Below are 12,526 nucleotides of genomic sequence, written 5' to 3' on the forward strand. Positions count from 1 at the left end.
TTTCTGTCAGAAAAATGAATTTTTATCGAATACCACAAAAAAAATACGGTTTACATCAAAAAGTTTGGGCATAGGTAAGACTAGCGTACTTTAGCACTGTTCTTAATAACTAGCCCCAAGGTTATTACTAACACCAATAACAAGTATGAACTAACCTATCCAATCAAAAAAAAGCCCGAACAAATTGTTCGGGCTTTTTTATATATATGTTTTAAACTTAGAAAGAGTAGCTAAGACCTAATGTCCAGTACGTTTGTAAGTCGTTATCTATAGAATCAAAAGTAGCCGTGGCATCTGGTGTAGCAGCTAAATTTCTCACATAGTTCAACGTTTCTTGTTTGTTGTTTCTTAAGCCAAAGTCAAAACCAACACCAATCATCTTCCATAGCGTGTAAGAGAAAGAATTAGTCCATGTCCAGTTACTTAAATCGCCACTCTCGTAACTTTGAAAAGCAGATAGGTTACTTTTAAAACCAACCGCTCCTATTTTACGGGTATAGTCCGCAACAATTTTAGCACCCAAAGAGGAGTTAAAAATAGTATCATCATCCGCAAAAACAAAGTTGTAGTTTAAAGGATGGATAACCACTACTAAATTCTGAATAGGTGTCCACGTAGCACCCACACCTAAATCTAGGTAACCTGGGTCGTTAAAATTGTTTAGAATAGTTGTTCTGTATTCCATTAAACCGGATACCGCAAACTTGTCACTTAATTTTCTACCGTATAGGGAAGATAAGTTAAATACATCCGTAGCTTCTCTAAAGCTATCATCATCTGTTGGGTCATTTTTATCATCAAACTTAACCCAAGAAAGATTAGTAGTTAACGCATTTCTCCAAAAGAATTTCTCTTCTTGCAAATTGGCAAACGCATTGAACGAAAAACCAATATTACCGCTAGAGTTATCTGGAAAACCTTGTGCATACCAGTTATTAAACTGAGAAATACTACCACCAATAGTACCAAAGGCACCTAATTTCCAACCTGGAAGTGCGTCAATTTTAGCTTGGATGGCATTTGCCCTACCTTGAATGGCAGCAATAGAATCGTTTTTTTCGGCCAATGTAGCCTTTAACTCCTCTTCTGTCTGTGCTTGGCCCAACCAAACTCCAGCAACCGCAAGAACGGCGAAAAGTGTTTTCTTCATAATGATTTGTGTTTATAGATTTAGAAACGCAAAAGTAAGAATAGTCACACTTGCCTTACAAGGAAAATTACTTTTTCTTGTACAAAGGCACCGCAGAACAGGCTTCTCCGTACATAACACTCCTAGCAACAGGCTGTATTTTTAACATAGCCTGTAAGTAAGCGTTTTGTGGCACTGGTTTATGGCTACAACCTTTAATGATTACCGGTTTATCTTGGAAAGGACTAACGTCTAAATTGGATAGAATTGATTGATACAGGCTGGTTTCTAAATCTTCTAAGGTACCAACCACTACTTGCTTGGCATAGGGTTGTAGTTTGCTTACTAAAAGCATATATGCCCAACCCGGAATTATAGCATCTGCACTGCAATTTAGTGCCACATAGGCATCCTTATATTGCTCCCAATCATGGGTGTCTGCTAGACTTCTAAATTCTTTTTCTTTAAGAATGAGTTCTTCCCAAAGCCAATCTTTAATATCCAAAACTGCTCTTTTTCCTTCAGGATAGTAATCTTCTAAATCAAAGACTTGTAACTTGCTTTGCGCAACCCTATTTACAATTTCTTCTGCCATTAACAAACAAATTATTGCCGGTAGTTTTCAATATCGAAACTATTATCTTCTGGCATAAATATCGCAAGAACAGGATATACTAAAACACCCAAACCTAAGAGGGTCAGTATTATCCAAAGTATTCTTACCTGTTGTTTAGGCCAGTCTAAATACTCGGCGATTCCACCACATACACCAAGAAACACCCTGTCTCTAGATTTGGTTAGTTTTTTTGCCATGTCCGTTAGTTTACAATAACCCTAGTTCCAATTTAGCTTCTTCGCTCATCAAGTCTTGCGTCCAAGGTGGATCAAATGTAATTTCTACCTCAGCATCTTTAATTTCGTCAATAGACTTTACCTTTTCTTCTACTTCTGCAGGTAAACTTTCTGCTACCGGACAGTTAGGAGATGTTAGTGTCATTAGAATTTTAACCTCATGATCTTCGTTTACTAAAACATCATAAATAAGTCCTAATTCGTAAATATCTACTGGAATTTCTGGATCAAAAATGGTTTTTAAAACCAAAACGATTTTCTCTCCTAATTCCGCTGTATCTATTGTAGTTTCTTCGCTCATTTTATTTGTGTTTGATAAGCCACGGCATACAATTTCATCTGCTTGATCATACTCACTAATCCGTTAGCTCTTGTGGGTGATAAATGTTCTTTAAGTCCAATTTCATCTATAAATTGGGTATCTGCCTCCATGATGTCTTTAGGCTTTTGGTTGCTAAAGACTCTAATTAGAAGGGCAATGATTCCTTTGGTGATGATAGCATCACTATCTGCGGTAAAAATCAATTTATCATCTTCTAACTCAGCGTGCACCCATACCTTACTTTGGCAACCTTTGATGATGTTGTCATCGGTTTTGTATTGCTCATCTATTAAAGGTAGGGATTTACCCAACTCTATCATGTATTCATAACGCTGCATCCAGTCATCAAACATGCTAAACTCGTCTATGATTTCTTCTTGTATCTCTTTTATAGCCATGTAGCAATACTTTTGTCAAAAGTACAACTAGCAGTTGTGTTTATCAATATTTTGAGAAAATCTTAAGGAGAAGTTACCCTACCAACATATTCTTAGCACGCTTAACCGCAGTTACCAGTGCATCTACCTCCTCTTTAGTATTGTAAAAACAAAAGCTTGCTCTTACCGTGCCAGGAATTTTGTAAAAATCCATAATCGGTTGCGCACAATGGTGCCCGGTACGCACTGCTATACCTAGTTTATCTAGAATAGTCCCAATATCATATGGGTGCACGCCTTCTATATTAAAAGATATTACTGAAGTTTTGTTCTTTGCCGTACCATATATTTTTAAACCATCTATCTTGGACAATTCCGTGGTAGCATAGTCCAGTAATTGATGCTCATAGGCTGCTATTGCCTCAAAACCAATAGCATTCATATAATCTAAGGCGGCGCCAAAGGCAATACCACCACAGATGTTTGGTGTACCTGCCTCAAATTTATGTGGCAAGTCGGCGTATGTTGTTTTTTCAAAGGTAACCTCAGCAATCATTTCGCCACCACCTTGGTACGGAGGTAATTTATTTAACCATTCCTCTTTACCATACAACATACCTACACCAGTAGGTCCGCATATTTTATGTGCGGAAACCACATAAAAATCCACATCTAAAGCCTGAACGTCTGCTTTAATATGCGGGGCAGCTTGTGCTCCGTCTATTAATACTGCAGCTCCCACTTCATGAGCAGCACTAATAATTTCTTCAATGGGATTTATGGTGCCCAAGGCATTGGAAATATGGTTACAAAAAACCAGTTTTGTTTTGTTAGAGAGTAAATTGTGATAGGTTTCCATCAACAACTCCCCCTGTGTATTCATCGGAATAACCTTTAGGATGGCTCCCGTACGCTCACAAAGCATTTGCCAAGGCACAATATTACTGTGATGCTCCATGGCAGAAACCAAAACCTCATCTCCTTTTTGCAATAGGGAAGAAAACCCATTAGCTACTAAATTGATACTATGAGTAGTCCCTGAAGTGAATATGATTTCGTGGGCTTTGGCGGCATTAAAGTGCTGCTGAATTTTTTGCCTAGCTTGCTCGTATTTATCCGTGGCTTCTTGCGATAAAGCATGGACGCCACGGTGAATATTTGCATTGTAATTTTGGTAATAGTCTACTATTGCATTTATGACCTGTTGCGGTGTTTGTGAGGTAGCGGCATTGTCTAGGTAAACTAAGGGCTTACCATTGACTTCCCTATTTAAAATTGGAAAATCTTTACGTATTTGCGATACATCAAATTCCACTTCTGTCATAAAAAACTATTATCCTATAAATCGAAACCAAGATTTACTCCTAGCTTGCTTGCAATAAGCTTATTGATTCTAACTTTTAGCTCTGGTATACGCACACTTTCCAATACATTATTAGCAAAAGCATACATCATTAAAGCTCTAGCTTCCTTCTTAGGAATACCTCTAGATTGCAAGTAGAATAAGGCATCCTCGTCTAGTTGACCTATAGTACAACCGTGAGAACACTTTACATCATCCGCAAAAATCTCTAACTGTGGCTTGGTATTCACCGTTGCTTTATCAGAAATAAGAATATTATTGTTTTGCTGAAACGCGTTGGTCTTCTGTGCAATTTTATCTACAATAATTTTCCCGTTAAAAACCCCTGTAGAACTATCTCCATAGATACCTTTATAGTCTTGGTGACTTTCGCAATTAGGTTGCGCATGGTGTACCAAAGTATAATGGTCTACGTGTTGCTTTTCACCTAAAATTGTTACCCCTTTTAAGGTAGAGTCTATGTGCTCCCCGTTCTGGTAATAATTCAAGTTATTACGGGTTAGTTTACCTCCAAAAGAGAAGGTATGCACACGTACTTGACTATTGGTTTTTTGGTCTATATAGGTATTGTCTACCAAAGATGCGGTAGGTGCATCGTTCTGTACTTTATAATAATCTACACGGGCATCTTTAGCCGCAAAAATTTCGGTCACCGCATTGGTAAACACCTCATTTGTGGTTAAGCTTTGGTGACGCTCTATTATTTGCACTTCTGCATTTTCTTCAACTACAATCAAATTTCTTGGTTGTAACATTAAAGCAGCTTCGTTACCGGTAGCTAAATGCAAAATTTGAATAGGCTTTCTCGGCGCTTTACTTTTTGGTATGTAAATGTAAGCTCCTTCCCTACTAAACGCTGTATTCAAAGTGGTTAATGATTCGTCTTTAGAAGCTACTTTGTTAAAGTATTTTTCTATAACCTCTTTATACATGGGTTTACTAAAAGCAGCACTCATCAAACAAACATCTACACCATCATGTGTGGTTTCTGATAAGTAAGACGAATACACACCATCTACAAATACAATTTTGTACGTGTCTATTTCATGTAAAAAGAACTTCTTTACATCTTTGTACTCCAATGCATTAGTCTCTTTTGGAAAAATGCTGAAGTCTACCTTTTCTATACTCTTTAGCGAGGTATATTTCCACGCTTCTTCCTTTTTGCTGGGAAAACCTTTTGCTTCAAAATTCTTAATAGCCTCAGAACGCACCTCGTGTACAGGATGGTCTAGGTCTACCTGATTTTCAAAGGCTAAAAAAGAAGAAATCAATTTATCTTTCAACTCCATCTACTGCTGCTTATACGGTTTCTTCTTGTTTGATCCAGTCGTATCCTTTTTCTTCTAGCTCCATGGCTAGTTCTTTACCGCCAGACTTTACAATTTTACCATTGTACAATACATGTACAAAATCTGGAACTATATAATCTAACAAACGCTGGTAGTGGGTAATTACCACAATAGCATTGTCTTTGCTCTTTAATTTGTTAACACCGTTGGCTACAATACGCAAGGCATCTATATCCAAACCAGAATCGGTCTCATCCAAAATAGCCAACTTAGGCTCTAACATGGCCATTTGGAAAATCTCGTTACGCTTCTTTTCTCCACCAGAGAAACCTTCGTTTAACGATCGTGATAAGAATTTACGATCTATCTCTAGCAACTCAGATTTTTCACGAATCAACTTTAGCATTTCATTGGCCGGCATGTCTTCTAAGCCACGTGCCTTTCTAGACTCGTTAATTGCCGTTTTCATAAAGTTGGTTACTGATACACCTGGGATTTCAACAGGATATTGAAAGGAAAGAAAAATACCCTTATGTGCTCTTTCTTCCGGAGACGCATCTTCTAAGTCTTCACCTTCTAAAACGATGCTTCCATTTTCTACTTCAAAATTTTCATTACCAGCAATTACGGAAGCCAAAGTACTTTTACCAGAACCGTTTGGGCCCATAATAGCATGTACCTCTCCTGGTTTAACATCTAGGTTAATACCTTTTAAAATGGCTTTATCTTCTACACTTGCGTGTAAATCTTTAATTGTTAACATTCTTGCTTTTTATTTTTATCCTACTGATCCTTCTAAACTAATTTCTAATAACTTCTGTGCCTCTACGGCAAACTCCATTGGTAATTTATTCAACACCTCTTTACTAAAACCATTCACAATAAGTGCAATTGCTTTTTCTGTGTCTATACCACGCTGGTTGCAATAGAATATTTGGTCTTCTCCAATTTTACTGGTGGTAGCCTCATGTTCTATTTGTGCAGACTTATTCTTGGTTTCTATGTAAGGGAAGGTATGTGCCCCACACTCATTGCCCATCAACAAAGAATCGCACTGCGAAAAGTTACGTGCATTTTCTGCCCTACTATTTACCTGCACCAAACCACGGTAACTGTTTTGGGATTTACCAGCAGAAATACCTTTAGAAATAATGGTACTCTTGGTGTTTTTACCCAAGTGAACCATTTTAGTACCGGTATCTGCTTGCTGATAGTTATTGGTTACGGCAATGGAATAGAATTCCCCGATGGAATTATCGCCTTTTAAAATACAAGATGGATATTTCCAAGTTACCGCAGAACCTGTTTCTACCTGTGTCCAAGATATTTTTGCATTTTTCTCGCAAAGTCCTCTTTTGGTCACAAAGTTGAACACACCACCTTTACCCTCTTTATCTCCAGGGAACCAGTTTTGCACAGTACTATATTTAATTTCAGCATCGTCCAAAGCTATTAGCTCTACTACCGCTGCGTGCAATTGGTTTTCATCTCTAGAAGGTGCAGTACATCCTTCTAAATAACTTACATAACTACCCTCGTCAGCAACTACTAATGTTCTCTCGAACTGACCTGTACCTGCTTGGTTAATTCTAAAATAGGTAGATAATTCCATTGGGCAACGCACACCTTTTGGGATGTAGCAGAAACTACCATCGGAAAATACTGCTGAGTTTAAAGCGGCATAAAAGTTATCTTTTTGCGGCACTACAGAACCAATGTGTTTTCTTACCAATTCTGGGTGCTCTTGTATCGCTTCGGAAATGGAACAAAATATAATTCCTTTTTCAGCCAATGTCTTTTTAAACGTAGTGGCCACGGAAACAGAATCCATAACAACATCTACCGCTACACCCGCTAATTTTTTTTGTTCGTCTAATGATATGCCCAAACGCTTAAAGGTATCTAGCAATTCTGGGTCAACCTCATCTAGACTTTCATATTTAGGCTTTTTATTGGGAGCAGAATAATACGATATATCTTGAAAATCTGGTTTTTCGTAATGCACGTTTGCCCATTCTGGCTCGTCCATTTCCTTCCAAATTTTAAACGCCTCTAAACGCCATTGCGTCATCCATTCTGGCTCATTTTTCTTTTTAGAAAGCGCAATCACCACCTCCTCATTTAACCCTTTAGGAAAGGTCTCAGATTCTATGTCTGTATAGAAACCATACTCGTACTCTTTGGTTTCTAGTTCTTTTTTTAATTCCTCTTCAGTATACGCCATAACAATCTTACTGTTCTCTTTTTGGTATTTATCTGGATTTAAAGTGAAAAGCTTTCACCACAACCACAGGTTCTCTGGGCGTTAGGATTGTTAAAAACAAAGCCTTTACCATTTAAGCCACCAGAATATTCTAATGTGGTACCCACTAAGTATAAAAAACTCTTTTTATCTACCACAATTTTTATGTTATTATCTTCAAACACCTTATCGGCATCTCCAACGGTATGGTCAAACTTAAGTTCATAGGACAATCCACTACAACCGCCACTCTTTACCCCAACACGCACGTAGTCCGAACCAGCTTCAAAGCCTTCCTCTGACATCAATGCGGCAACTTTAGCCTTTGCAGTATCTGATACTTTGATCATATTACAATTAGATTAATTATAAATAGCTTACAAATATAGTGGTTAAGACGCATTTTAACAGGATTCATAACATTATTATAACGAATATTTCCATAAGGGTTTTCTATGGGCCCCAAGACAAGCTAGACGTAGTTGAAAGCATTTAATTTTTGGCATTTTTTTAAAAACTTGTTTTGAATAATTCCTCCTACTTTTGCACCATGCTAGAAGACAAAAACACACCCAGGACCAAATTAGAAGAACTAGGAGAGTTTGGTTTAATAGACCACTTAACCAAAAACTTTGAAATTAAACACGAATCTACCTTAAAAGGAATTGGTGATGATGCCGCTATATTGGATTATAACCAAGAAAAAATGGTGGTAACTACAGATTTGTTGGTAGAAGGTGTACATTTTGACCTTAGCTACATGCCTCTAAAACATTTAGGCTATAAAGCGGTAATGGTTAACCTATCCGATGTGTATGCCATGAATGCCAAGGCCAAACAAATAACAGTTTCAATAGCCGTTTCCAATCGTTTTCCGCTAGAAGCACTTGAAGAATTCTACGATGGTGTTGCCACGGCTTGTAAGATTTATAATGTTGATTTGATTGGTGGGGATACCACTTCTTCTACCAAAGGAATGTTAATTAGCATTACAGCTTTAGGTGGGGCCGTAACCGAAAAGATAACCAAACGATCTGGTGCCAAAGAAAATGATTTATTGGTTGTTTCTGGCGATTTGGGTGGGGCCTATCTTGGTTTACAAGTACTGGAACGAGAAAAAGAGGTTTTTAAAGTTAACCCGAATAATCAACCAGACCTAGAACCTTATAGCTATATAGTTGAAAGACAACTAAAACCAGAAGCGAGAAAAGATATAGTAGAATTGTTGGAAAAGCTAGATGTTACCCCAACAGCAATGATAGATATTAGTGATGGCCTATCTTCTGAAATACTTCATTTATGTAAAGCAAGTGAAGTAGGTTGTAATTTATTTGAAGATAAAATTCCCTTAGACCCAACTGTAATTAGTGCCGCAGAAGAATTTAAAATGGACGGTACCATGATTGCCCTAAGTGGAGGAGAAGACTATGAACTTTTATTTACGATAGACCAAAAAGATTTTCCAAAGATTAAAGCGAACCCCAACCTAACGGTTATTGGTCATATGACCGATAAGGCTAGCGGCCAACATTTAATTGCCAGAGATGGCTCCCAAATTCCGCTAAAAGCCCAAGGGTGGAACTCGTTTGAAAATTAGGCAACTCGTTTACGTTCTATTCTTTTTCTAGAAGCTCTACGGTTTCTTTTTTGGTACATTTCCTCTAAGGTCTTGTTAATTTCCTTAAGCTTATCTGTTAACGCAGTTAGCTTACCACGCTCATCCGTAGTAACTTGCGTTTGGCAATGAATACATTTGTATTCTTTAATGTGGTGGGTCACTTTTTTAGAAACAACAAAGTGATGTCCGAATAAGCTACAGAACAAACCAGTGATTTTGCTACCTGAAGGGGTAATAGTTTGACTCATAAACTAGGTTTTAAGGGCACGTAAGCTTGGGGCTTGATATGCGTTTTACTTTATTAGGATTCGTTTGGCTAGAAACATAATTATCAACAATTGTTAATAACTTGCTGTCTATAAAATAGCAACGCCACCTCTTATTGGTTTAGTATACAGCGTTCCCGCATTTTTTCTAAAAAATCGATAAACGGCGTTTTTTCGACCAAATACACCAAAAAATCGTTGAGCGTTGCGCCTTCAATTTACAAATAAGTTGTAGCTATGCAAACAAATAGCCTAGAATGTTACGTAAAAAAGATACTTTCTTAGTCGGTTTTGCCTTGTTTTCACTTTTTTTTGGTGCAGGCAACTTAATTTTACCTCCGTTTTTAGGTTTTAATGCAAGTAAGGATTGGTGGTTGGTTACCCTTGGTTTTGTTTTAACCGGTGTAGTTATTCCTATATTGGGTATTTGGGCCCATGCAAGATTGCAAGGCACTTTATTTGACGTGGCCAAAAAAGTATCTCCTATTTTCAGTATAATTTATTGCTACCTCATTTACGCCATAGCCGTTTTGCTTCCAGCACCAAGAACGGCAGCGGTAACCCATGAAATTGGTATTTTACCATTATGGGATGTTTCTTCCTGGGTAACAAGCTCTGTTTATTTTTTACTTGTGTTTTTATTTGCCATTAATCGTTCTAAAGTATTAGGTGTTATTGGCAAATTCCTAACACCGGCCATATTATTAATTTTGTTTGGCTTAATAGTTATGGCACTTTTCAATTTTCCGTTTGATTTTAATGCCAAACAAGTATATGCACACCCGTTAAGCCATGGATTTCTTGAAGGATACCAAACCTTTGATGCTATTGCGGCTGTAGTTGTAGGTGGTGTTATTATAATTTCAATCAATTTTGATTATAAACATCTAGCTTATCAACAAAAAAAGAAATTAATAGCAAGGGGCGGCCTAGTTGCGGGTTTAGGTTTAGCGCTTATCTATGCCGGGCTTATTTTTACTGGTGCATTACTACAGCCAGAATTTGAACCGTTAATTGACCGTACAAGTTTATTAAAAGGAATAAGTTTATTAACCTTAGGCACAAGTGGTTCGCTATTTCTAAGTATACTGGTAAGCCTTGCTTGCTTTACAACGGCAGTAGGTATAGTAACCGGTACGGCAGATTTTATAAGAGGCCGTTTTAACCATTCTAATTTTGCCTACATAGTAACAGCCGGAATATGTAGCTTGCTTGGATTTCTTATAGGTCAATTTAAGGTTGACTTTATAATTGCAGTTGCCATACCCTCTTTAATGTTTATATACCCGTTGACCATTATCTTAATTCTTCTAAACTCGGTACCCGAAAAATACGGTAGTAAATTAGTGTTTAGATGGGTGGTAGGCACAACTTTATTATTTAGCATACCAGATTTTTTAAATTCTTTAGGTTTTGCGGTATTGAGCCAACATACCTTTAATTGGCTACCGCTGGCACAATATCAGATGGGATGGATTTTACCTGCCGTACTTACTTTTTTGATAACAAACTTGTACTACCGCAAAAATTCTGAGGTGTTGAATTAATCTTGGCGCTTTCTTTTACGGTAATAGTAAAGGAGATACGCAATAATTACTAAAACAACAAAAGGCAAATAGTTGCCAATCACAACACCTATTTCATACCATTTATCTGGAGCTTCTTGTATTTTCTTATCTATGTTCGTGGTTTGGGCATAAATCCATAAACTTTTCATAGTACTGAAGCTAATATTAACAACTAAGCATTCATCCATTCCTCAATCTCCTCTGCCAGAATGGGAATGTTTCGCATTAAATTAAAAGGTGCTCCGCTTTCCTGTATAACCACATCATCTTCCAAACGAATGCCAAAACCCTCTTCTGGAATATAAATGCCAGGTTCTACCGTAAACACCATATTAGCCTCCATAGGTGTTTTTAAAGCACCATAGTCATGGGTGTTTAAACCAATGTGGTGGCTAGTTCCGTGCATAAAGTACTTTTTATAAGCCGGCCAATCTGGGTTTTCGTTTTGCACATCTGCCTTATCTAACAAACCTAACCCTAATAATTCAGCGGTCATTAGTTTACCAACCTCTTTATGGTATTCTGCCCATAATGTTCCTGGAACCAACATGGAAGTAGCCATGTCCTTAACACGAAGAACGGCGTCATAAACCGCTCTCTGGCGTTGCGTAAACCTGCCATTTACTGGTATGGTACGCGTCATATCACTAGAATAGTTTGCATACTCTGCCGCCAAATCCATTAAAATTAAGTCCCCGTCTTTACACTCCTTATTGTTTTCAAGATAATGTAAAACATTGGCATTGTTACCAGATGCTATAATTGGACTATAGGCAAACCCTTTAGAACGATTTCTAATAAATTCATGTAAAAATTCTGCCTCAATTTCGTACTCAAAAACGCCTGGCTTAACAAAACCAAGTACTCTTTTAAAGCCTTTTTCGGTGATATCACAAGCCGTCTGCATTAGCGCAATTTCTTCGGGCTCTTTTACTCCTCTTATCCTTTGTAAAATTGGGTTGCTCTTAGCGTAGGTATGTGCTGGATATTCTTTTTTACACTTTATTATAAACCGATCCTCACGTGTTTGTGTTTCAACTGCTTGTCTATAATGCTCATTGGTATTAAAATAGATGGTTTCTGCCTCTGTCATTAAATCAAAAAACACCTTGTCAAAATCAGTTAACCAATATATAGTTTGAATTCCAGAGACATTTGTAGCTGCTTCCTTTGTTAATTTTTCTCCTTCCCAAACAGCAATATGCGCGTTAGTTTCCCTTACAAATAACACCTCTCTATGTTTAGGGTCTATAGCATCTGGAAAAAGCACAAGAATAGTTTCTTCTTGGTCTGCTCCAGACAGATAAAAAAGGTCTCTATCTTGCTCAAATGGTAAGGTACTATCTGCCCCAATGGGATAAATGTCATTTGCATTAAAAACAGCAATACTATTTGGCTTCATCTGCGCCATGAATTTCTTTCTGTTTTTTACAAATAATTGACTGTCTATTGGGTTGTATTTCATATATCCTGTTTTTTTCAAAATTAAGGAATGCC

The 12,526-nt window shown here is 37.4% G+C and carries 15 protein-coding genes; 2 read left to right on the forward strand and 13 right to left on the reverse strand.

Going from position 1 to position 12,526, the window contains the following annotated elements:
* Positions 1-217: 217 nt before the first annotated feature.
* The 10 genes from ACXAGS_RS01180 to ACXAGS_RS01225 all read right to left on the reverse strand — a co-directional run bounded on the left by ACXAGS_RS01180 (position 218) and on the right by ACXAGS_RS01225 (position 7,927).
* Positions 218-1,150: a DUF3078 domain-containing protein gene (locus ACXAGS_RS01180; RefSeq protein WP_474903851.1), complete on the reverse strand. Its 933-nt coding sequence runs from the start codon at positions 1,148-1,150 to the stop codon at positions 218-220.
* Positions 1,151-1,217: 67 nt separating this feature from the next.
* Positions 1,218-1,724, reverse strand: a complete 507-nt coding sequence (locus ACXAGS_RS01185; RefSeq protein WP_474903853.1) for a DUF2480 family protein — start codon at positions 1,722-1,724, stop codon at positions 1,218-1,220.
* Positions 1,725-1,735: 11 nt separating this feature from the next.
* Complete coding sequence (locus ACXAGS_RS01190; protein ID WP_474903855.1) at positions 1,736-1,942, reverse strand: PspC domain-containing protein; 207 nt, start codon at positions 1,940-1,942, stop codon at positions 1,736-1,738.
* A gap of 10 nt (positions 1,943-1,952) precedes the next feature.
* The gene (locus ACXAGS_RS01195) at positions 1,953-2,282 is read right to left on the reverse strand and encodes a DUF59 domain-containing protein (RefSeq protein ID WP_474903856.1); all 330 of its coding nucleotides are present in this window, start codon (positions 2,280-2,282) and stop codon (positions 1,953-1,955) included.
* A complete protein-coding gene (locus ACXAGS_RS01200) occupies positions 2,279-2,701 on the reverse strand; it encodes a SufE family protein (RefSeq protein WP_474903858.1) in 423 nt (140 codons plus the stop codon). The genes ACXAGS_RS01195 and ACXAGS_RS01200 overlap by 4 nt, the downstream gene beginning before the upstream one ends.
* 73 nt (positions 2,702-2,774) lie before the next feature.
* Positions 2,775-4,004, reverse strand: a complete 1,230-nt coding sequence (locus ACXAGS_RS01205) for an aminotransferase class V-fold PLP-dependent enzyme (RefSeq protein ID WP_474903859.1) — start codon at positions 4,002-4,004, stop codon at positions 2,775-2,777.
* Between the two features lie 14 nt (positions 4,005-4,018).
* Positions 4,019-5,335 (reverse strand): Fe-S cluster assembly protein SufD, encoded by a 1,317-nt coding sequence (sufD, locus tag ACXAGS_RS01210; protein ID WP_010516156.1) that lies wholly within the window; start codon positions 5,333-5,335, stop codon positions 4,019-4,021.
* 10 nt (positions 5,336-5,345) lie between these two features.
* On the reverse strand, positions 5,346-6,098 hold the full coding sequence (gene sufC / locus ACXAGS_RS01215) for a Fe-S cluster assembly ATPase SufC (protein ID WP_474903861.1): 753 nt from the start codon (positions 6,096-6,098) through the stop codon (positions 5,346-5,348).
* Positions 6,099-6,113: 15 nt separating this feature from the next.
* Entirely contained in the window at positions 6,114-7,559 is a 1,446-nt protein-coding gene (gene sufB, locus ACXAGS_RS01220; RefSeq protein WP_474903863.1) for a Fe-S cluster assembly protein SufB, read from the reverse strand.
* 38 nt (positions 7,560-7,597) lie between these two features.
* Complete coding sequence (locus ACXAGS_RS01225; protein WP_474903864.1) at positions 7,598-7,927, reverse strand: HesB/IscA family protein; 330 nt, start codon at positions 7,925-7,927, stop codon at positions 7,598-7,600.
* A gap of 200 nt (positions 7,928-8,127) precedes the next feature.
* Here ACXAGS_RS01225 and thiL point away from each other — a divergent pair, with 200 nt between their 5' ends.
* Positions 8,128-9,174, forward strand: a complete 1,047-nt coding sequence (thiL, locus tag ACXAGS_RS01230) for a thiamine-phosphate kinase (protein ID WP_474903865.1) — start codon at positions 8,128-8,130, stop codon at positions 9,172-9,174.
* Here the strand turns inward: thiL and ACXAGS_RS01235 are convergent.
* Positions 9,171-9,443, reverse strand: a complete 273-nt coding sequence (locus tag ACXAGS_RS01235) for a hypothetical protein (RefSeq protein ID WP_474903867.1) — start codon at positions 9,441-9,443, stop codon at positions 9,171-9,173. The genes thiL and ACXAGS_RS01235 overlap by 4 nt on opposite strands.
* Positions 9,444-9,718: 275 nt before the next feature.
* On the opposite strand from ACXAGS_RS01235, the gene brnQ reads away from it, so the two are divergent.
* Positions 9,719-11,008, forward strand: a complete 1,290-nt coding sequence (brnQ, locus tag ACXAGS_RS01240) for a branched-chain amino acid transport system II carrier protein (protein ID WP_474903869.1) — start codon at positions 9,719-9,721, stop codon at positions 11,006-11,008.
* Here brnQ and ACXAGS_RS01245 read toward each other — a convergent pair.
* Both ACXAGS_RS01245 and ACXAGS_RS01250 read right to left on the reverse strand, forming a co-directional pair.
* Entirely contained in the window at positions 11,005-11,178 is a 174-nt protein-coding gene (locus ACXAGS_RS01245; protein ID WP_474903871.1) for a hypothetical protein, read from the reverse strand. The genes brnQ and ACXAGS_RS01245 overlap by 4 nt on opposite strands.
* Before the next feature lie 23 nt (positions 11,179-11,201).
* Positions 11,202-12,494 carry an aminopeptidase P family protein gene (locus ACXAGS_RS01250; protein ID WP_474903873.1) on the reverse strand — a complete coding sequence of 431 codons (1,293 nt, stop codon included), beginning with the start codon at positions 12,492-12,494 and terminating at the stop codon, positions 11,202-11,204.
* Between the last annotated feature and the right edge of the window lie 32 nt (positions 12,495-12,526).

This window comes from Croceivirga sp. ABH4_376, from assembly GCF_056160685.1.

Bases quoted from the DNA above. Each gene is read 5' to 3' on its own strand.
- ACXAGS_RS01180 (WP_474903851.1), bottom strand. From the start codon at position 1,150: ATGAAGAAAACACTTTTCGCCGTTCTTGCGGTTGCTGGAGTTTGGTTG.
- ACXAGS_RS01185 (WP_474903853.1), bottom strand. From the start codon at position 1,724: ATGGCAGAAGAAATTGTAAATAGGGTTGCGCAAAGCAAGTTACAAGTC.
- ACXAGS_RS01190 (WP_474903855.1), bottom strand. From the start codon at position 1,942: ATGGCAAAAAAACTAACCAAATCTAGAGACAGGGTGTTTCTTGGTGTA.
- ACXAGS_RS01195 (WP_474903856.1), bottom strand. From the start codon at position 2,282: ATGAGCGAAGAAACTACAATAGATACAGCGGAATTAGGAGAGAAAATC.
- ACXAGS_RS01200 (WP_474903858.1), bottom strand. From the start codon at position 2,701: ATGGCTATAAAAGAGATACAAGAAGAAATCATAGACGAGTTTAGCATG.
- ACXAGS_RS01205 (WP_474903859.1), bottom strand. From the start codon at position 4,004: ATGACAGAAGTGGAATTTGATGTATCGCAAATACGTAAAGATTTTCCA.
- sufD (WP_010516156.1), bottom strand. From the start codon at position 5,335: ATGGAGTTGAAAGATAAATTGATTTCTTCTTTTTTAGCCTTTGAAAAT.
- sufC (WP_474903861.1), bottom strand. From the start codon at position 6,098: ATGTTAACAATTAAAGATTTACACGCAAGTGTAGAAGATAAAGCCATT.
- sufB (WP_474903863.1), bottom strand. From the start codon at position 7,559: ATGGCGTATACTGAAGAGGAATTAAAAAAAGAACTAGAAACCAAAGAG.
- ACXAGS_RS01225 (WP_474903864.1), bottom strand. From the start codon at position 7,927: ATGATCAAAGTATCAGATACTGCAAAGGCTAAAGTTGCCGCATTGATG.
- thiL (WP_474903865.1), top strand. From the start codon at position 8,128: ATGCTAGAAGACAAAAACACACCCAGGACCAAATTAGAAGAACTAGGA.
- ACXAGS_RS01235 (WP_474903867.1), bottom strand. From the start codon at position 9,443: ATGAGTCAAACTATTACCCCTTCAGGTAGCAAAATCACTGGTTTGTTC.
- brnQ (WP_474903869.1), top strand. From the start codon at position 9,719: ATGTTACGTAAAAAAGATACTTTCTTAGTCGGTTTTGCCTTGTTTTCA.
- ACXAGS_RS01245 (WP_474903871.1), bottom strand. From the start codon at position 11,178: ATGAAAAGTTTATGGATTTATGCCCAAACCACGAACATAGATAAGAAA.
- ACXAGS_RS01250 (WP_474903873.1), bottom strand. From the start codon at position 12,494: ATGAAATACAACCCAATAGACAGTCAATTATTTGTAAAAAACAGAAAG.